The organism is Citricoccus nitrophenolicus (assembly GCF_047305825.1).
Classification (GTDB): domain Bacteria; phylum Actinomycetota; class Actinomycetes; order Actinomycetales; family Micrococcaceae; genus Citricoccus; species Citricoccus nitrophenolicus.
The window spans coordinates 3189144-3208338 of sequence record NZ_CP063070.1; the positions used below are offsets into that span (position 1 = coordinate 3189144).

Sequence of the window (19195 nt, forward strand, 5' to 3'; positions counted from 1 at the left end):
GGGCCCGACGCGGTGTCACTCGTCGGCGAAGACGGTGGGGATCACCGGTTCGCCGGGCTGCAGTCTACGCACTGCGGCGGGCAACTCCGCACGTGAGGCCCGGTGCCGATCGGCGGCCCGGATCACGGCCTCGGGACCGGTCCAGCCGGGCATCAGCTCGCCATCCTGCATGAAGGTGTGCTGGAGGGGGCGGTCGTCGGCGTCGGCTCCGGCCGGACGGTTGACGCCGATCAGTTCCGCTGTGGCCTGCCCGGAGGCGTTGAGCTGGCGCGAGGCGGACTTGCGGCCGCCCACGGAGGCCTTGCCGGAGGAGGCCTTCGCCACGTCCGTCCACTTGCCGGCTCCGTCCTGCCGACTGACGAGTTTGTAGACCATGGAGGCGGTGGGGGCGCCTGAGCCGGTGACCAGCCGGGTGCCGACGCCATAGGAGTCCACCGGGGCCGACTGCAGGTGGGCGATGGCGTACTCGTCCAGGTCCGAGGTGACCATGATGCCGGTCTGACGGTTGCCGAGATCGTCCAGCAGTGAGCGCACCCAGTGTGCCTGCTCCACGAGGTCGCCCGAGTCCAGGCGCACATTGCGCAATTCGGTCCCGGCCACCTCCACCGCTGTGCGGACGCCGGCCTCCACGGCGAAGGTGTCCACCAGCAGCGTGGTGTCCCGGCCGAGGGCGGCGACCTGGGCCTCGAAGGCCTCCCGCTCGGAATCGTGCAGCAGGGTGAAGGAGTGGGCCGCCGTCCCCACCGTGTGCACGCCATAGCGCAGCCCCGCTGCGAGGTTCGAGGTGGCGGTGAAGCCGGCGATCGCGGCGGCACGTGCGGCCGCGACGGCCGACTCCTCGTTGATCCGACGGGACCCCATCTCGACGCAGGGGCGACCGTTGGCGGCCGAGGTCATGCGGGAGGCGGCGGAGGCCACCGCGGAGTCGTAGTTCAGCACCGAGAGCAGGTATGTCTCCAGGATGCAGGCCTCGGCGAAGGTGGACTCGATCTGCAGCAACGGCGAGTAGGGGAAGAACGCCTCGCCCTCGGCGTAGCCGTAGATGTTGCCGGAGAACCGGAAGTCGGCCAGCCACTGGAGGGTCTCATCTCCCACCACCCGGTGATCGGCCAGGAAGTCGAGTTCCTCCGAGCGGAAGCGGAAGGCGGACAGCCCCTCAAGCAGCCGTCCGGTGCCAGCCACCACGCCGTAGCGCCGCCCCTCGGCCAGGCGTCGCGCGAAGACCTCGAAGACGCTGCGCCGATGGGCGGCCCCGGATTTCAGGGAGGCCTCCAGCATGGTCAATTCGTAGTGGTCCGTGAACAGGGACGTGGGCAGTAGCCAACCGGGGGCGCCGGTGGGGATCTGGGCGGTCACGAGGCTCACCCTACAACTTGTGGCCCGGCGGGTCCCGGCGGCCGGGCCGAGGCGGATGCCACCGTAGACTGGTCGCCATGTTCTTGACCATCGAATCCCGTCATCTCCCGGGTCAGGCGCCCGGCGCCCCTGGCGTGGGGGACGGCACCGGCACGGACGTCCTGGAGCGGGAGGCGACCGCCGCCGATGCTGACGCGCGGGCCGCCGCGGACCGGCCCTGGCAGGTCATCGTGTGGAACGATCCCGTCAATCTCATGAGTTACGTCTCCTACGTCTTCCGCTCCTACTTCGGCTTCTCCCGCGACAAGGCCGATGCCCTGATGCTCCAGGTCCACCAGGACGGCAGGGCGATCGTGGCGTCCGGCGGGCGCGAGGAGTCAGAGCGCCATGTGCAGGCCATGCACGGATACGGGCTGTGGGCCACCCTTGAGCAGAGCCAGGGGGAGGGCGCCTGATGGCCCGCGCCTTCAAGAGCACGCCCAAGGGGTTCACAGCCGACCTGGAGAAGGCCGAGCGACGCCTGCTGCGCACCCTGTTCGCAGACGTCATCCAGTTGCTGGACGCCGAGGAGCAGCCCCGGCCGGTGGTCGACCCGACCGGAGCGTCTGAGGACCCGTTCTGGGACATCGTCGCCGGACTGGGGCCGTTCGGTGCCACGTTCGTTGCCACGGAAGGTGAGGCGGGATCGGGAGGCGCCGACGACGGCCCGGTGCCCTCCGAAGCCGCCGCCACGCCCCACCGCCAGGCGCCGCCGGACGAGGCCCTGGCCCGGTTGCTGCCGCCCGGGGTCCACGGAGACACCCCGGCCGAACAGGCCGCAGCAGGAGAGTTCCGCGCGCTGACCGAGGACAGCGTGCGCCGGTCCAAGACAGCCGACCTGCAGCGAGCCGTGGCCGCGCTGCAGGTGAACCCGCTGGTGTTGGAGGAGGCGGAGGCTGTGTCCTTCAGCCGGGCCCTGAATGACGTGCGCCTGGTGCTCTCGGCACGGTTGGGCATCGACTCGGAGGAGGACGCCGAGCGCGTGCACACGGTCGATGACTGGTCCGCCGCCACGGACGTCGAGTCCTACATGGCCCTGCTGTACAACTTCACCACCTGGCTGCTGGAGACCCTCATGCTGGCCCTGACCACGCAACTGCCGGAGGCACCATGAGCCCCACACCCCTGCCGACCGCCCCCATCGGAGTCTTCGACTCCGGGGTCGGCGGCCTGACGGTCGCCCGCGCCATCATCGACCAGCTCCCCGGCGAGCAGATCGCGTACGTGGGGGACACCGCCAACGGGCCGTACGGGCCGCGGAGCATCGCCCAGGTGCGCGCCTTCGCCCTGGGCATCATGGACGAGCTGGTCGACGCCGGCGTGAAGGTCCTCGTGATCGCGTGCAATTCCGCCTCGGCGGCAGTGCTGCGGGACGCCCGGGAGCGGTACACCGCGCGGTACGGGATCCCGGTGGTCGAGGTCATCCAACCCGCCGTGCGCCGGGCCGTGGCCGCCACGCGCAACGGCAGGATCGGGGTCATCGGGACCGAGGCGACGGTGGGCTCGCGGGCCTACGAGGACACCTTCGCCGCGGCGCCGCACCTCGAGGTCTCCTCGGTGGCCTGCCCACGGTTCGTGGAGTTCGTGGAGGCCGGCGTCACCACGGGCCCCGAGCTGCTGGCCACCGCGGAGAGATACCTGGCCCCGTTGCAGGCCGCCGGCGTGGACACCCTGGTACTGGGTTGCACCCACTACCCGCTGCTGACGGGGGTCATCTCCCTGGTCATGGGGGAGCACGTGACCCTGGTGTCCTCGGCCGAGGAGACCGCCAAGGACGTCTACCGTGCCCTGGTCCGGCATGGCCTCGAGGGTCCTGTCCGGCCCGGGGACACCGGAGCGGAACCGGTGCCGGCCCACACGTTCATGGCCACCGGTGACGCCCGCCAGTTCGAGGTGCTGGCGAGGCGTTTCCTCGGTCCCGAGGTGGGCGGCGTCCAGCACGTGGACCACATCGCCGAGCGCTATCCGACCGGCGTGCTGGCCCGGATCACCCCGGAGATGGTCGAGGCCGCACGGACCCACAGCGGGTCCGGTACGGTGGCAGGGTGAAACTCACGATCATCGGTTCCTCCGGGTCCTTCCCCGGCCCGGGATCGCCGGCCTCCTGCTACCTCATCACGGCGGAGGGGCCCACCCCGGACGGGACCGGCACCAAGACCTGGCGGGTCATCATGGACCTGGGCAACGGCGCCCTTGGGACGCTTCAGCGGTACATGGCCCTGGATGACATCGACGCCGTGCTGCTCTCCCACCTGCATCCGGACCACTGCATGGACCTGTGCGGCCTGCACGTGGCCATCCGGTGGAACCCCTACGGCTGGAAGGGCATCCACGTCCCCGTGCACGGGCCGGTGGACACCGCGGACCGGATGGCCGTGGCGTACGGGCTGGACCCGGATCCCGGGATGCACCCGGACTTCGACTTCCATCACTGGGAGGCCCTGAAGCCCGTGACCGTGGGGCCGTTCACCATCACTCCATTCCCCGTGCGGCACCCGATCGACGAGGCCTATGCACTGCGCGTGGAGTCGGCTGAGGCCGGCCCGGACGGTGAGACCGTGCGCCGAGTCCTGACGTATTCCGGAGACACGGACGCGTGCGATGAGCTCGTGGAGGCCGCCCGGGATGCGGACCTGTTCCTCTGTGAGGCGGCCTTCCAGGAGGGCCGGGATGACGGAATCGAGGGCGTCCACCTCACCGGCAGGAGGGCTGGGCAGATGGCCGCAGACGCGGGCGCGCGGCGTCTGCTCTTGACCCACCTCCCCGTGTGGACGGACCCCTTGGCCGCCTCGGTGGAGGCGCGGGAGACCTACCCGGGCCACCTGGCCGTGGCCGTGTCCGGGGTGACCTACCGGGTCTAGCCCGTGCGCACCGCGCGGCCCGGCAGGTCGTAGCCCGTCCGAGCCCCTCGGTAGGATGGCGGGCATGACCTCAACGACTTCCGGCGCCACCGGCCTGCCCGCGAACACCACCCGCCAGGACGGACGAGCCGTCAACGAGCTACGTCCCATCAGCATCACCCGCGGCTGGTCACGGCAGGCCGAGGGGTCAGCGCTGATCGAGTTCGGCAACACCCGCGTGCTGTGCACCGCCTCGTTCACCGAGGGGGTTCCCCGCTGGCTCAAGGGCGAGGGGACCGGGTGGGTCACCGCTGAGTACGCCATGCTGCCGCGGGCCACGAACACCCGCTCGGCGCGTGAATCCGTGAAGGGCAAGATCGGCGGCAGGACCCACGAGATCTCCCGTCTCATCGGCCGTTCGCTGCGCGCCGTGATCGATCTCAAGGCACTCGGGGAGAACACCATCGTGCTGGACTGTGACGTGCTGGAGGCGGACGGCGGCACACGCACCGCCTCGATCACCGGCGCCTATGTGGCCCTCGCCGAGGCGATCGCCTGGGCGAAGGGCCAGAAGATCATGCCGGCCTCCTCCCAGCCGCTCAAGGACTCCGTGGCGGCGGTGTCCGTGGGGATCATCGACGGCACCCCCATGTTGGACCTCCCCTATGTGGAGGATGTCCGCGCCGAGACGGACATGAACGTGGTGGTCACCGGGTCCGGGGACTTCGTGGAGGTCCAGGGGACCGCAGAGGGGGCGCCGTTCGACCGGGCCGAGCTCGACTCGCTGCTCGACCTGGCCGTCGAGGGGACTGCCGAGCTGGCCCGCATCCAGAACGAGACCCTGGCGGGCGAGCAGTGAGCCGCCCTGGATCCGTGGGCGCGGCACCGCGGCTGGTGCTCGCGACCCGGAACCCGGGCAAGCTCCGCGAGCTCCGTGAGCTGTTGCGCGGCGAGATCCCCGGTCTTGACGTCGACACCCAGGTGGTGGACGCGGCGGCGGTGGGCGCCCCGGACGTGGTGGAGGACGGCGTGACCTTCGCGGAGAACGCCCTGAAGAAGGCGCATGCCGTGGCGAGCCATACGGGTCTGGTGGCGGTGGCCGACGACTCCGGTCTCTCGGTGGAGATCCTCGGGGGCGCCCCCGGGATCTTCTCCGCTCGGTGGGCCGGCCGGCACGGCGATGACGCCGCCAACCTGCGACTGTTGCTGGATCAGGTGGCCGATGTCCGGCCACAGCACCGCAGTGCCGCCTTCATCTGTGCCGCGGCCGTGGTGGCCCCCGGCGGAGCGGAGCACGTGGAACTGGGGTTCCTGACCGGGACACTGTTGACGGAGCCACGGGGGGCCGGCGGCTTCGGATATGACCCGATCCTGCAGCCCCATGGAATGGACCAATCCGTGGCAGAGCTCGATCCCGCGGCGAAGAACTCCATGAGCCACCGTGGTGCGGCGTTCCGTCAGCTTCGGCCGGAATTGGTGCGGCTCCTGGCGGCAGGTGCAGACGGTGCCGGTTCCGGTGGTGCGGCTGGCGGGCCTCTCGGCGCCGGAGGGCGCTGATGGCGCTTGATTTCACCGCGCTGGACTTCGAGACGGCCAACGGCTTTCGCGGATCCCCGTGCTCGGTGGGACTGGTGCGGGTACGGGACGGTCGGCCCGTGGAGCGTGTGCACTGGCTGATGCGTCCGCCGGCCGGATTCGATCGCTTCGATCCACGGAACGTGGGGATCCACGGGATCACGCCCGAGCAGGTCGCCGGCGCGCCCCGGTTCGCTGAGGTGTTCGATGACCTGGCGGACTTCATCGGCACGGATCCCCTGGTGGCGCACAACGCCGGCTTTGACATGGGCGTGATCGAGTCAGCCCTCGAGGTCTCCGGTCGAGACATCCCGCGCCTGGACTACGCCTGCTCGTTGGTGATGGCCCGGAGTACCTATGACCTGGCGTCCTATGCCCTGCCGATGGCAGCGGCCGAGGCCGGACATCCCTTGGTGAACCACCACGACGCGCTCGCCGACGCGGAGGCTTGTGCCTGGATCATGATCGACGCGGTGGGCCGCCGGGCCGCTGCGGCAGGGGAGGCAGCGGACGGCAGCGTGCTGGAGTCCGGTCTGGCCGGCCTCTTGGGCCTGGCCGGGGCCCGGCTGCGCCACCTCGAGTCCCGCCCCGCGGGAACCGGGCCGGAATCCCGTGCGACCCGGCAGGCTCGGGGGCTTGGCCCCGTGTTCGATGCGTCGGTGAACCTGCCCCACGCCGCTCGGCTGCCGGACCTGATGCACTGGCCGGACGAAGGGACCAACCCGGAGCCAGCGGAGGACGCAGACCCAGCGCACCCCCTCTACGGCCAGACCGTGGTGTTCACCGGGAACCTGGGCATGCCCCGGCAGGAGGCCAAGAACCGTGCTGCCGCGTGGGGCGCACAGCCGGCGAGCCGGGTCAATGCCCAGACCAGCATGCTGGTGGTGGGCGATGGCTTCCGCGTGGAGGACCTGAACTCCGCCGTGCGTGGTGGGGCCATGGGCCACCGGAAGACCCGTGATGCCCTGACGCGCAGCCGGCAGGGACAGCACGTGGAACTGGTCTCGGAGCCGGAGTTCCTACAGATGCTGGATGGGAACTGGCCCGCAGCCGCGGGGTAGGCCATCGGGCCGCGGGCTGTCTCACATCAGGGCCGCCAGTAGTGGTTGCGCAGGGGTGTTCGGAACGGGTCGATGAAGGGCGCCGGAACGAACCACGGGATGCCGTCCTCGAGGGTGATGTCCCAGGAACCGGCGTGCACGGCGTGGTGGTGGCGGCTGCAGAGCAGCACACCGTTCTCCACGCTGGTGGGACCGCCCCGTGTCCACGCTTGGATGTGGTGGACCTCGGTCCAGGGTGCGGGCATGGTGCACCCTGGGGCAGCACAACCTCTGTCTCGCGCGGTGACCGCCCGGCGGAGCCGAGCCGGGAACAGCCGTTGCGTGCGCCCCACGTCCAGCACCTGCCCGGCGCCGCCCAGGACCACAGGTATCAGGTCTGCGTCGCAGGCCAGGGCCCGGATGGTCGTCGGGCTGATCGGCCCGGTGAACGCTGCCTCGGATTGGTGGTTCCCGAGACTGAACGGGAGTCTCTCCCGTGCTCCGATGCTTGAGGGCTCCGGCGGTTCGGATCGGTCCGGTGGTCCGGGTGGCCCGGCTGGTCCGCTGGGTCCAGGTGGCTCTGCGAGGCCGGGTGGAGACGTCGGTCCCGGCGGAGGCGAAGTCGTCGTCTGGTGCCGGGCAGGGTGCTGTCTCCACTGGCCGGCCAGGGTCTCGTAGTCGATCGAGACCATGACGACGGGCCGGCCGCCGCCGGAATCGGGAAGTCCGTTGCCATCTGTCATGGTGAGGGCGCCCAGCAGGGCGGACGTCAGGCCGTCCAGTTGCCGTTGGTGCCGGGAGCGGGGGTCTGTGGCGAGACTGGCTGCACCCTCCCAGGGGCTCCCCTTGACGACTTCCGAGTCCGCCGAGTCCGCCGTGACTTCCAAGTCCTCCGTGTCCCTCGCGGTGTTCGAGATCTTCGACCGGGGATTGGTGGCGGCGCCGGCGATGGTGCTGAGGACCTCGTGTTGCAGGTCATCCGCCACGATCCTCCAGTGGTGGAACTGACGGCGCTTGCCCTGGTAGGTGAGTCCCTGGCGGACGTTCGGCAGAGCGTCGGACGGCTCGGCCCCGTCGGGATTCAGGGTGTGTTGAGCCCATTCGCGCCAGCGGGCGCAGGCATGACGCATCGACTCGGCATCCAGAACGCCAGCCTGACCGGTCAGCATGTCCTCGCCGTCAGTCAGCCACCTCTGAGTGAGTTGTCCCGAGGCGCCGCCTGCCTCCGCGTCCTTCCAGGTCTCCTGCAGTGCGTGGGTGATGAGGTCCAGGGAGGCCGGGTCCACCTTTCCCTGCAGGAATGCCTCGGCCAGGATGGGACAGGCAGGCTCCCGCCGATGGCCGGAGGGCTCGGGCACCGGTGGGTGGATCTGCCGGGCCCTCCTGATCCGCCTCCGCGCCTCCGGCCGTGCGATGCGCAGGGTCTGGACCATCCAGTCCGGGGCGTCGCGGAAGGGCCGTGCGCCTCCGGGGATGCCGAGCAGCGGTTCTCGGAGGCCGCCGTCCTCCAGGGCCTGCTGGGCGTGGCCGGCCAGAGCCGTGTGGACGGCAGTGAGGACCCGGCCCAGGTCCTCGACCTCCCGGTGGATGACTGGCAGCGAACCCTGGGCGAACAACGGGGGAGGTGCCACGAAATCGGGACCGTGGGCGGTCTCGCCCGGAGCGATGGGCGCCAGGCTGCCCCACCCGAGGTCGGGCGGGGGAGGGACGACCCGTTCGAAGGCGTCCAGGGTGGTGGGCCCGGACAGCCGGACGGCGAGGACATCCACGGCCTGGCGGGCGATGGCCAGGACCTCGGTGGTGGTCAGGTCACCGAGATCACGTTCGCCGTCCGGACGGCCCACGCCGTCGCGGGGATCAACTGCCATGGCCGGGTCCTCCTTCCTGCTGGTCCTCGGTGCCTTCCACCGCTCCGATGGTCCGCTCCGATGCTCCGGCCCGACCCACGGCTTCGTTCTCGTACATATATTCGAACACACGGGGCGGACGCGATAAAGGTCGGGCCCGACTGCTGTGGATGACTCAGGGAGGTCAGTCCGTGGTGGAGGAGGAGGCGGCCGGCCCAGCAGCCAACCCCTTCTCAGCCGCAGCCCGTCGGAAGGAGTCGATCACCAGATGCAGTGAATGCCTGGGCATGGGAGTCGTGCGATAGGCGATGGACACCGTGCGCATCACCGGTTCCCGGAGGGCGATGATGTCCACCCCCACGGGGAGCAACTCCAACGCCAGATCGGACACCAGACTCACGCCGAGGCCGCCAGCCGCCATGGCCAGGGCCGTGGGCTGCTCAGCCACGGTGTGGACGATCCTGGGCTCGAATCCGTGCTGGTGACAGGCCGTGCGGACGGCGTGGCCGAAGTGATCGCTGGCCGGCGCCAGGATCCACGGATAGTCCGCCAACTGGGAGAGCTGCACGGTCTCGGTGGGGATCATCCCCGCCGGCACGGCCGCATGCAGGCGTTCCACGGCCACCAGTGTCTGGGACAGGCCCGGCTCCGCATGCGTCGCCGTGACGGAGTAGTCGATCACGAAGGACAGGTCCAGGGTGCCGTCCTTCACCGCGCTGGCCGATTGCTCGGGGTCCAGTTCCAGTGTGCGGACCACGATTCCGGGGTGGTCGATCGCGAGAGCCGACAGGGCCGGTGGCACCAGACTCGAGGCCACCGAGGCCCAGACGCCGGCTGTCAGACGGGCGCTGACCCCGTCCTGAGCCTGCTCCAGCGCCAGGGTGGCCCGGTCCACCGACCCGAGGATCTCCTCGGCGTGCTCGGCGAGGACCAGTCCGAGATCGGTGAGCAGCAGCCGCCGTCCGTGGCGCTCCACCAGCCGCGCTCCCACGTCCCGTTCCAGCTGCGCCAACTGCTGGGAGACACCGGAGGGGCTGTAGTGCAACGTGGCTGCGACCGCCGTCACGGTGCCGCGCAGGTGTAGCTCCCGTAGCATCCTCAGCCGGCGCAACGACAACTCCATGCGCGCCAGCATAGGTGCCGACCTGCTGGACGGGGGAGACCTTGCAGCTTCCCTGCAGGACACCGTTCAGGAACCGTCGATGGACGCGGCGGGCCACGCCGTCCACGCTGGAAGGACACAGGAACCAGCACGGCGGACCGGAATCACGGACCAGCCGCACCGATGATGGAGGTGGCGGACATGACCCTGACACACAATCCCGGCGACGGCCGGACACCGCTCGGCCCCAGCCCCGTCTCCGGTACCGGCACGGTTCCCCGCATCGATGTCGCCCAGCGCACCGAGCCCTACACACGCACCGACCCCTTCGACCGCCCGGCGGCGCACGAGGTGGCCTGGACGGACCCGGTCACCGGCGCACGGGGGTGGTTGGTGGTTCACACGCTTGTCGGCGGGCTGGCCACCGGCGGCACCCGCATGCGTTCCGGATGCACCCGAGACGAGGTGGCGGACCTGGCACGCTGCATGGCCACGAAGACCGCGGCCTTCGGGCTCCCCGTCGGCGGCGCCAAGGCCGGCGTGGACCTGGACCCCCGCTCCCCGGGGGCGCTCGGCGTCCTGGAGCGGTTCTTCGCGGACCTGCGCCCCTGGCTCGAGCGGTCCTGGGTGACGGCTGAGGACCTCGGCGTGGCACAGTCTGACCTGGACGTGGTCTTCACCCGGCTGGGCCTGGATCAGTCGTTCCACGCGGCGATGCTGCGCTCGCCGGATCCTGCGGCCACCCTGGCCCGGGTCCGCGAGGGGCTGGCGGCCCGGGACGGAGACGGACTGCCCCTCGGTGACGTGATCGGTGGCTACGGGGTGGCGCAGGCCTGCCTGGGCGCGGCGGCGGCCCTGGGGTCGGATCCAGAACGGACCACGGTGGCCATCCAGGGGATCGGGACCATGGGCGGCGGTGCCGCCTGGTACCTGCATGAGGCCGGAGTGCGGGTGACAGCGATCGCCGACGCTGCCGGCACACTGTTCCACCCCCGCGGGCTGGACATCCCCGCCCTGCTGGCCGCGCGCGACCACTATGGCGAGATCGACCGGGCCACGGTGCCGGCCGACGTCGAGGTTCTGCCACGGGACGCCGTGCTCACGGTGCCCGTGGACATCCTGGTCCCCGCGGCCGTCTCCTATGCACTGCGCGAGGAGTCGGTGGCGGACGTCTCCGCCCGCGTGGTGGTCGAGGCAGCGAACTCCGCCACCACGCCGGCGGCGGAGGAACGACTGGCGGTGCGCGGCATTCCGGTGGTCCCGGACTTCGTGGCCAATGCCGGGGCCGCCGCCTGGGCCTGGTGGCTGCTGCAGGGCCAGGTGGGCACGGACCCACAGGACTCGTTCAACCGTCTGCGCACGGAGATGCGCGGCAAGGTGGCCCACATGATGGACGCGTGGCGGACCGATCACACCGTGCCGCGGCGCAGCGCCTGGGGTTTCGCCGCCGCCAACCTGGAGGCGCTCGCGGGCCGGGAGATCACGATCCCCTGACCGGGCGAGGCCCCCGCGGTGTTCCCCCTCGACTACGTTGACGCGCCGTCGAAGAGCGTCCCCCACCCCGGGACGGCCGCGGTGACCCCGGCGAGGCGTAGGCCCTGCCAGAGGGTCACCTGGTTGGCCGTGAGGACGGGCTTGCCCAGCCGGGCCTCCAGGTCACCCACCACGCCCAGCGTGTGCAGGGCCGTGTCCGGGATGAGCAGGGCGTCGGCCGCCGGATGGTCGTTCCGAGTGGCGAGGTCCCTCACCTGATCGGCCCTGAGTCTGCCGACGCCGGCCGCGGTCTCGATCCCGGCACTGCCCAGGGCCTCCACGCGGACGCCTGAGGCCAGCAGGAAGTCGACGAAGAGCTGCGCCACGTCCGCCGGGTAGCTGGCCGCCACGGCCACCCGGCCGATGCCGAGCGCGGACAGTGCGGCCGCGAACGCCTGCGTGGTACTGGCCGCGGGCACACCGGCCACCGCCGCCAGCCGTTCGGCCTGCCCCGGCACCCCTTCAGCGCCGTAGACGAAGCTCCCCGAAGTACAGGCCCACATCAGGGCGTCCAGCTCCCCGGGCGGCATCCGCGCCATCAACCTCCGGGCCCCCGCCGCGAGCCGGTCCGGGCTGCCGAGCTCCAGCAATTCGGGAACGGCGTGTAGGTCCGTGCCGTAGACGTGCTCCACCGGCAGGTGCACCCCGAGACGAACCGCTGCCGCAGGGTACTCGTCCTCCGCGGCATGGCCCGGGTAGATGATCCCGACGACGGCCGGCCGGCCGGACGGCACGGCGGCCGGGTGGCCGTTGGACGGGGCAATCATGCGGTTCCCTCCGTGAAGACGCCGGCCAGACCACGCCCGGGGCCGACCATCGGCAGTCCCATGCGGCCCAGGCAGGCCCAGACGGTGAGCTGGTTGGCCGTGAGCACCGGTTTGCCCAGCCGGCGCTCCAGCGGTTCGATGATGTCGTAGGTGGGCAGATTGGTGCAGGAGACGAAGATCGCCTGTGCGTCCGGGGTATCCGCGGCCAGGATGAGCTCGGCCACCGTGCGGTAGTTGACCCTCCAGATGCCCCCGCCCAGGCCCAGGTGGTGGCGCCGCGGAACCGAGACCCCCAACTCGCCGAGGAAGGCCACCAGGCGGTCCGTGAGGTCAGCGTCATAGGGGGTGATCACCGAGACCCTCCTCAGATCCAGATCGCGCACGGCCTCGGCCAGGGCGCCGGAGGTGGTGACCGCCTTCGGTGCCCCGGCCTCCAGGATGGATCGCCGGAGACCTTCCTCGTGACGCAGACCGTGGATGAAGCTGCCGGAGGTGCACAGGTAGGCCACCACCTCCGGGTCCACCCCGAGCACGTCCCGCGTGGCCGCCTGGACATGCCTGCGCTCGGACACCAACTCTGCCATCTCGAGGCTGACCGGCCCGGGCTCGAAGGGGGTCCGCGCCAGATGGAGGCTGACGTCCAAGGGCGTCCATCGCCACAGCTCCCGTTCCAGCGCCAGGTCGAAGGGGGCGATGATGCCGATGCCGCGCTGCACCACGGGACCGTCGAACGCGTGGTCACTCAGGTCTGGACTGCGCAGGTGTGGATCGTGCAGGTCCACGGGAACCACCTCGCCTTCTGCTCCGGGGCGGGCCCACCGGAAGCTCGGGTTCCTTCGGACGCGAGGGTCGCTTCGCCGGGGCCCGGTGGAGAGGATGGCTGAATGATAGGGGCTGCGCCGCCTCGCGGACCATGGTCCGGCTGCGCCCTCGGCACCTCGGGGGCCGGCGGAGCCGGGAGCGCGCCGCGCCCCTTCCATCCCCGCAGATCAACCCCGCATAATGCGGGGACCTGATCGGCCGCAACGCCGTGCCGGCACTGAAGCACCATCGACTACCCGGGAGGTTCAGATGGACCCCACGCAGATGTCCGCCGCCGAGCTCGTGGCCGCCTACTCCAGCCGGGAACTCTCGCCCGTGGAGGCCACCACCGCCATCCTGGACCGCATCGGCGAGATCGACCCCGGGCAGGACGGGCTCGGTGCCTACTGCCTGGTGGACCCGGATGCGGCACTGGATCAGGCCCGCCAGTCCGAGGCCAGATGGCACCGGGACCATCCCCAGGGCCTGCTGGACGGGGTCCCGGTCTCCATCAAGGACATCTTCCTGACGAAGGGCTGGCCCACCCTGCGCGGGTCCAAGGCCATCGATCCGGATCAGCCGTGGGAGGTGGACTCGCCCGTGGCGGCCCGGCTCCGTGCGGACGGCATGGTGTTCCTGGGCAAGACCACCACCCCGGAGTTGGCGTGGAAGGCCGTCACGGACAGCCCGGTGCACGGCATCACCCGCAATCCCGTGGACCACCGGTTGACCGCCGGCGGATCCTCGGGCGGCTCGGCGGCCGCGGTGGCGGCGGGCCTGGGGCCGGTCTCCGTGGGGACCGACGGCGGCGGGAGCGTCCGCATCCCGGCCTCCTTCTGCGGGATCGTGGGTTTCAAGCCCACCCACGGACGGATCCCCCTGTTTCCCGCCAGCCCCTTCGGCCCCCTGGCCCATGCCGGCCCCATGACCCGCACCGTGGATGACGCCGCCCTGATGATGGACATCCTGGCGCTTCCGGACCACCGCGACCCGACGTCCCTGGCCCCACCCCAGCGCACCTTCCGTGGTGAACTGAACCGGGAGGTGGCCGGGTTGCACGTGGCCTTCTCACCGGACCTCGGGTACGCGCACGTGGACGGCGAGGTGGCCGCCGTCGTGAACCATGCCGTCCGGCGGATCGAGGCGGCGGGCCTGCACGTCACCGAGACCGATCCTGGACTCACGGACCCGATCGAGGCCTTCGAGGTGCTCTGGGCGGCGGGCGCCGCCACCCTCCTGGACTCCATGCCGGGGGCACGTGAGTCGGTAGATCCCGGCCTGGGGCGGGTGTGGGACCGCGGAGAACGGTTCAGCGCCGTGGAATTCCTCCAGGCACGCAACGTGGCCGCCCAGGTGGGCATCACCATGGGCGCATTCCACGAGGAGCACAACCTCCTGCTGACCCCCACCGTGGGGATCCCGGCGTTCGAGGCCGGCCACGAGGTGCCACCGGGCAGCGGCCTGCAGCGGTGGCCGCAGTGGGCCACCTTCAGTTTCCCGTTCAACCTCTCCCAGCAGCCGGCCCTCAGCCTCCCCGTGGGCACGACACCGGACGGACGCCCCGTGGGCCTGCAGATCGTGGGTCCGCGGCACTCCGACGACCTGGTGTTGGCGGCCGGCCGGTTCGTGGAGCAGCTGTTGGCCTAGCCCCGTTCCCAGATCAGGCGTTCCCCGGCGAAGCCGTTGCGCCACAGGTCATTGCAGGCTGCTGCCATCCCGGCCAGCCCGACCAGTCCGTCCCCGCCCTCCACGACGGCGCCGAACACGTTCCCCGGGACCCATCCGACGTCACCGTTCAACAACAGATTGTTCCGGTCGTAGAACAGGGCCAGGTCCGTGGCCCCCTGGCTGTGGTGCGCCGCGGTCTCGGGCTCGTAGCCGAAGGCCGGATTGCCGATCTCCCACGGCTCGAAGTCGAAGAGACAGACGTCCCCGGGGATCGGTGTGACGGTCGGGTTCTCCCGGCGGGGGGGCACCGGGGATCCTCGGGACCAGGGTGTAGACCTCGTTGCGCGCGAACTTCGCGTGGAAGGCATCCCCGGCCAATGGAAGTGCCCGCCACACGGCCTCGCAGGTGGCCGGGGCCAGATCATCGAGCAGCCGGACGCGGCAGGAGACCCCGCGGGAGGCCAGGGTCAGGACCAGGTGCCGAGTCTCCTGCTCGACCTGTCCGGAGCCGGGGACCCCCACGTCCTTCAGGGCCCGGTCCGGGTCTCGGCGAGGACGTCTGACCAGATGGCCAGTCCCTCGTCGATCTCCTCGGCGGTGACCACCAGCGGCGGGATCATCCGCACCACGTTCATGTACGCCCCACACGTCAGCATCAGCAGACCGTGATCAGCGGCCACCTTCAGGGCGGTTCGGGCCCGTTCCGGATCGGGCTCGCCGTCCGCCGTGGTGAACTCGCTTCCGACCATCAGCCCCAGCCCACGGACGTCCCCGATGCCGTGTCCATCACCGGAGCCGTTCGCCGCGTCCCGGGCTCCAGCCAGCAGTTGGGCCCCGCGTTCGGCCGCGTTGGCCACGAGACCCTCCTCCTCGATCACCTGCAGAGTCGCGACGGCGGCCGCACAGGAGACCGCATTGGCGCCATAGGTGCCCCCCTGGGACCCCGGCCACGCCTTGGACATCAACTCCTCGGAGGCGGCGATCCCGGACAGCGGGAACCCCGAGGCGATGCCCTTGGCGATGGTGATGACATCTGGTTGCACGTCGAAGTGCTGGTGTCCGAAGTAGCGGCCGGTGCGGCCGAAACCCGTCTGGATCTCGTCCATCACCAGCAGGATGCCGTGCCGGTCTGCGCGTTCCCGCAGCCCGGCGAAGAACTCCGTGTTGCCCGGGATGTAGCCGCCCTCCCCGAGGACGGGCTCCACCATGAAGGCGGCCGTCTCCTGGGGAGAGGTCACGGTGGCGAACAGGTAGTCCAGCTCCTTCAGGGCGAAGGCGGTGGCCTCCTCCTCGCTCCAGCCGTAGCGGTACGCCGTGGGGAAGGGCGCCACGTGCACGCCGGACATCAGGGGGCTGAACCCCGCGGAGAACCGGGTGCCGGAGGTGGTCATGGCGGAGGCCGCCACCGTCCGCCCATGGAAGCCGCCGTGGAAGACCACCACGTTCGGCCGTCCCGTGGCCTGGCGCACCAGGCGGAGGGCGGCCTCCACGGCCTCACTGCCGGAGTTGGCGAAGAACAGCGAGTCGAGGGACGGCGGCAGGACGGCCTCGAGCCGCTCGGTCAGTTCGATCAGCGGACGGTGCATGACGGTGGTGTACTGGCCGTGGATCAGTGAGGCGACCTGTTCCTGCGCCGCCTCGACCACGCGAGGGTGACAGTGTCCGGTACTCACCACCCCGATCCCCGCGGTGAAGTCCAGGAAGCGGCGTCCCTCAGCGTCATAGAGGCAACTGCCCTGTCCGTGGTCCACCACCACTGACGTGGCCTGCTTGAGGTGGGGTGACAACGCGGTCATCGTCGGGGCCTCCCATGCTCGTGCTGATTCAGATGCTGTGGCTCGTGCTGGTACTTGTGCTGGTACTCGTTCTGGTACTCGTTCTGGTACTCGTAGGGGCTGAGGTGCCGGTGTGCAGTGGCTGGCCGCCATTGGCTGTTGACAGTACTTCTACGATGGGCTGACCGGCAAGGATCCATCAGGCGGGAGTTCACCATGACCCAGTCCACGAGCCAGCCCTTGAGCCAGTCAGAACGGGACCAGTCAGAACGGGAGTCTTCGGCCGTCGCCTCCGTCCCCACCGGACTGTTCGCCGCCGGGAGGTGGACCGCCACCGCCCGCAGGATGCCCGTCCAGGACCCGTCCACGGGAGAGGTCCTCACGGAGGTGGCGGACGCCAGCCCCGAGGAGGCCGCCGCCACCCTGGACGCGGCCGCGGCCGCGCAGCAGGACTGGGCGGCCACGCCACCGCGGGAACGCAGTGAGATCCTGTCCAGGGCCTACCGGATCATGGTCGAGGAGACCGATCGGCTGGCCCTGATCATGACCCTGGAGATGGGCAAACCGCTGGCCGAGGCTCGCGGCGAGGTGGCGTACGCGGCCGAGTTCCTCCGCTGGTTCGCCGAGGAGGCCGTGCGCATCGATGGCGGCTACATGACGGCACCGGCTGGCGACTCACGGTTCCTCGTGGCCCGCGAACCGGTGGGGCCGTGCCTGCTCATCACCCCGTGGAACTTCCCCCTGGCCATGGGGACCCGCAAGATCGGCCCGGCGCTCGCCGCCGGGTGCACCTCCGTGATCAAGCCGGCCTCCCACACCCCGCTGTCCATCCTGGCCCTCGCCGAGGTGCTTGAACGCGCGGGGGTGCCAGACGGCGTGGTGAACGTGGTCACCACGAGCCGCAGCAATGACGTCATGACGCCCCTGATCCTTGATCCCCGCTCCCGCAAGCTGTCCTTCACCGGGTCCACGGAGGTCGGCAAGTCCCTGCTGGAGCTGGCCGCGAAGACCGTCATGCGGACCTCCATGGAGCTGGGTGGCAACGCCCCGTTCCTGGTGTTCGAGGACGCGGACCTGGAAGCCGCCGTGGAGGGCGCCCTGGCTGCGAAGATGCGCAACATCGGACAGGCCTGCACCGCTGCCAACCGCATCCTGGTCCAGGACTCCGTGGCCGAGGAGTTCGCCGTGCGGCTCACCCGCCGCATGGCGGAGCTGCCCCTGGGCCGCGGGGTGGAGGACGGCGTGGTGGTGGGGCCGCTCATCAACGCCGGGGCCGTGGACAAGGTCACCGCGCTCGTGGGCGACGCCGTGGGACGTGGTGCCCGCCTCCGGCTCGGCGGCGAGCGGATCGAGGGTCCCGGACACTTCTACCCGGCCACCGTCCTCACGGACGTCCCGGCGGAGGCGGAGCTGTGCAGTACGGAGGTCTTCGGGCCCGTGGCCGCGATCTCCACGTTCGAGACGGAGGATGAGGCCGTGGCGGTGGCCAATGACACCCCGTATGGCCTGGTCTCCTACCTCTTCACCACGGACCTGGCCCGGGGTCTCCGGGTCAGCCACGCGCTGGAGGCCGGCATGGTCGGGCTCAACCGCGGGGTGGTGTCCAATCCCGCGGCACCCTTCGGCGGAGTGAAGGAGTCCGGGGTGGGCCGCGAGGGAGGCTTCGGGGGGATCGACGAGTTCCTCGAGACCAAGTACATCAGCGTCGGCCTGTGACGGCCGCTAGCTCGTGGCGGCGGTCCACCGATCGGCCGCCTCGGCGATGACCCTGCGTTCCCCGAGCCACGCTGGCACGGCGCCGTCCGGGAAGATCGTCATGCCGTAGTGCACACCCAGCAGCTGACCCGCCAGGGCGCCGGTGGAATCGGAATCGCCGCCGTGGTTGATGGCCAGGGGCAACGCCGCGCGGAAATGGGTGGTGGGTTGCGCGGACTCCCCGCCGGTCGCCAACACGGAATAGACGGCCACGGCCAGGGCCTCCTCCGCCACCCATCCCTCGCCCAGCTCGGCGGGGAGCACCCCCGTCGGGCCCCCCGGCCGTGACGCCGGCCCGGCCAGAGCGACGGCGGCGCGGACCGCGGCGGCCGTGCCACCGTCGTCGGCCACGGTGTCCAGCCAGTCCAGCGCCGCGGCGACGGCCTCGGCGAACCCGTGGCCCGACATCAGCCGCGAGACCATCAGCGCGAAGGCGGAGGAGGCCGTCCAGGCCGCCGGGTGCCCATGGGTGAGTACCGCTCCCTGGCGGGCGAGGGAGACCACCAGGTGGTCCTCGAGACCGGGCACCATGCCGTAGGGAGCCGAGCGCATCACGGTGCCGCAGCCCTTCGAGTCCGGGTTCTGCGGTTGATGCGGCAGGCCCATGTCCGGCGAGGACAGCCCGGTCAGGCAGGCGTTGCCCGGTCCCCGCCGCACGTTCAGCTCGGAATGGGCGTCCAACCAGCGCACGGGGGGCTGCGGGGCGCCCTCGGGGACCTCACCGGTCTGGGTGCGGTACCAGCGCAGGCAGGACAGCCACACGCTGGCGGCAGGATCCGCCATGGATCCCTCATTGGCCCACTCGATCCAGTCCAGCAACCCGTCCAGGACGAACAGGGTCATCTGCGTGTCATCGCTGACCGGGATCGAACCCCCGGCACGGATGGCGGGGACCTGGAGCGGATGGGCCAGTCCGGCGTCCCCGTAGTCGGCACGGATCTGCTCCAGGGAGGAGAACTCCACGGTGTACCCGAGGGCATCACCCGCTGCGCCGCCGGCCAACAGGCCCAGCACCCGGGAGGCATAGGCCGGAGGGTCGGCCGGAAGGACGGGCTGGGGCGCGGGGGAATCGCTCATGTACTCCATAGTAGGGATCC

The 19195-nt window shown here is 70.8% G+C and carries 17 protein-coding genes and 1 pseudogene; 10 read left to right on the forward strand and 8 right to left on the reverse strand.

Annotated elements, in window-relative coordinates; all coding sequences use genetic code 11:
• Positions 1–15: 15 nt before the first annotated feature.
• Positions 16–1356 (reverse strand): nicotinate phosphoribosyltransferase, encoded by a 1341-nt coding sequence (locus tag IMT31_RS14505; protein ID WP_345359006.1) that lies wholly within the window; start codon positions 1354–1356, stop codon positions 16–18.
• Positions 1357–1433: 77 nt separating this feature from the next.
• On the opposite strand from IMT31_RS14505, the gene clpS reads away from it, so the two are divergent.
• The 7 genes from clpS to IMT31_RS14540 all read left to right on the forward strand — a co-directional run bounded on the left by clpS (position 1434) and on the right by IMT31_RS14540 (position 6871).
• Entirely contained in the window at positions 1434–1811 is a 378-nt protein-coding gene (gene clpS / locus IMT31_RS14510) for an ATP-dependent Clp protease adapter ClpS (protein WP_413543216.1), read from the forward strand.
• Positions 1811–2509 (forward strand): DUF2017 family protein, encoded by a 699-nt coding sequence (locus tag IMT31_RS14515; protein WP_413543217.1) that lies wholly within the window; start codon positions 1811–1813, stop codon positions 2507–2509. Before clpS ends, IMT31_RS14515 begins: the two co-directional genes overlap by 1 nt.
• Positions 2506–3444 (forward strand): glutamate racemase, encoded by a 939-nt coding sequence (murI, locus tag IMT31_RS14520; protein ID WP_413543218.1) that lies wholly within the window; start codon positions 2506–2508, stop codon positions 3442–3444. Before IMT31_RS14515 ends, murI begins: the two co-directional genes overlap by 4 nt.
• Positions 3441–4256 carry an MBL fold metallo-hydrolase gene (locus tag IMT31_RS14525; RefSeq protein WP_413543219.1) on the forward strand — a complete coding sequence of 272 codons (816 nt, stop codon included), beginning with the start codon at positions 3441–3443 and terminating at the stop codon, positions 4254–4256. The genes murI and IMT31_RS14525 overlap by 4 nt, the downstream gene beginning before the upstream one ends.
• 64 nt (positions 4257–4320) lie before the next feature.
• Positions 4321–5094 (forward strand): ribonuclease PH, encoded by a 774-nt coding sequence (gene rph, locus IMT31_RS14530; RefSeq protein ID WP_345359021.1) that lies wholly within the window; start codon positions 4321–4323, stop codon positions 5092–5094.
• Between the two features lie 14 nt (positions 5095–5108).
• The gene (gene rdgB, locus IMT31_RS14535) at positions 5109–5792 is read left to right on the forward strand and encodes an RdgB/HAM1 family non-canonical purine NTP pyrophosphatase (RefSeq protein WP_413543220.1); all 684 of its coding nucleotides are present in this window, start codon (positions 5109–5111) and stop codon (positions 5790–5792) included.
• Positions 5792–6871 (forward strand): exonuclease domain-containing protein, encoded by a 1080-nt coding sequence (locus tag IMT31_RS14540; protein WP_413543221.1) that lies wholly within the window; start codon positions 5792–5794, stop codon positions 6869–6871. The genes rdgB and IMT31_RS14540 overlap by 1 nt, the downstream gene beginning before the upstream one ends.
• 26 nt (positions 6872–6897) lie before the next feature.
• Here the strand turns inward: IMT31_RS14540 and IMT31_RS14545 are convergent, their stop codons facing one another.
• Together IMT31_RS14545 and IMT31_RS14550 are read right to left on the reverse strand one after the other, a co-directional pair.
• Positions 6898–8718, reverse strand: a complete 1821-nt coding sequence (locus IMT31_RS14545) for a DUF222 domain-containing protein (protein WP_413543222.1) — start codon at positions 8716–8718, stop codon at positions 6898–6900.
• A 163-nt stretch (positions 8719–8881) separates the two neighbouring features.
• Positions 8882–9820: a LysR family transcriptional regulator gene (locus IMT31_RS14550; RefSeq protein WP_413543223.1), complete on the reverse strand. Its 939-nt coding sequence runs from the start codon at positions 9818–9820 to the stop codon at positions 8882–8884.
• A gap of 180 nt (positions 9821–10000) precedes the next feature.
• Here IMT31_RS14550 and IMT31_RS14555 point away from each other — a divergent pair, with 180 nt between their 5' ends.
• Positions 10001–11293: a Glu/Leu/Phe/Val dehydrogenase dimerization domain-containing protein gene (locus IMT31_RS14555; RefSeq protein WP_413543224.1), complete on the forward strand. Its 1293-nt coding sequence runs from the start codon at positions 10001–10003 to the stop codon at positions 11291–11293.
• A 32-nt stretch (positions 11294–11325) separates the two neighbouring features.
• On the opposite strand, the gene IMT31_RS14560 is transcribed toward IMT31_RS14555, so the two are convergent.
• Entirely contained in the window at positions 11326–12099 is a 774-nt protein-coding gene (locus IMT31_RS14560; RefSeq protein ID WP_413543225.1) for a maleate cis-trans isomerase, read from the reverse strand.
• Positions 12096–12881 carry an Asp/Glu/hydantoin racemase gene (locus IMT31_RS14565; protein WP_345359046.1) on the reverse strand — a complete coding sequence of 262 codons (786 nt, stop codon included), beginning with the start codon at positions 12879–12881 and terminating at the stop codon, positions 12096–12098. Before IMT31_RS14565 ends, IMT31_RS14560 begins: the two co-directional genes overlap by 4 nt.
• A 289-nt stretch (positions 12882–13170) precedes the next feature.
• Between IMT31_RS14565 and IMT31_RS14570 the strand changes: the two genes are divergently transcribed.
• A complete protein-coding gene (locus IMT31_RS14570) occupies positions 13171–14547 on the forward strand; it encodes an amidase (protein ID WP_413543226.1) in 1377 nt (458 codons plus the stop codon).
• On the opposite strand, the pseudogene IMT31_RS14575 reads toward IMT31_RS14570, so the two are convergent.
• Both IMT31_RS14575 and IMT31_RS14580 read right to left on the reverse strand, forming a co-directional pair.
• Positions 14544–15090 (reverse strand): annotated as a pseudogene (locus IMT31_RS14575) (DUF3830 family protein). The gene IMT31_RS14570 and the pseudogene IMT31_RS14575 sit on opposite strands and share 4 nt — an antisense overlap.
• A gap of 5 nt (positions 15091–15095) precedes the next feature.
• Positions 15096–16364, reverse strand: a complete 1269-nt coding sequence (locus tag IMT31_RS14580; RefSeq protein ID WP_345359053.1) for an aspartate aminotransferase family protein — start codon at positions 16362–16364, stop codon at positions 15096–15098.
• Between the two features lie 195 nt (positions 16365–16559).
• Here IMT31_RS14580 and IMT31_RS14585 point away from each other — a divergent pair, with 195 nt between their 5' ends.
• Entirely contained in the window at positions 16560–18059 is a 1500-nt protein-coding gene (locus tag IMT31_RS14585) for an NAD-dependent succinate-semialdehyde dehydrogenase (protein WP_413543227.1), read from the forward strand.
• 6 nt (positions 18060–18065) lie between these two features.
• On the opposite strand, the gene IMT31_RS14590 is transcribed toward IMT31_RS14585, so the two are convergent.
• On the reverse strand, positions 18066–19175 hold the full coding sequence (locus tag IMT31_RS14590) for an ADP-ribosylglycohydrolase family protein (RefSeq protein WP_413543228.1): 1110 nt from the start codon (positions 19173–19175) through the stop codon (positions 18066–18068).
• Positions 19176–19195: the final 20 nt, after the last annotated feature.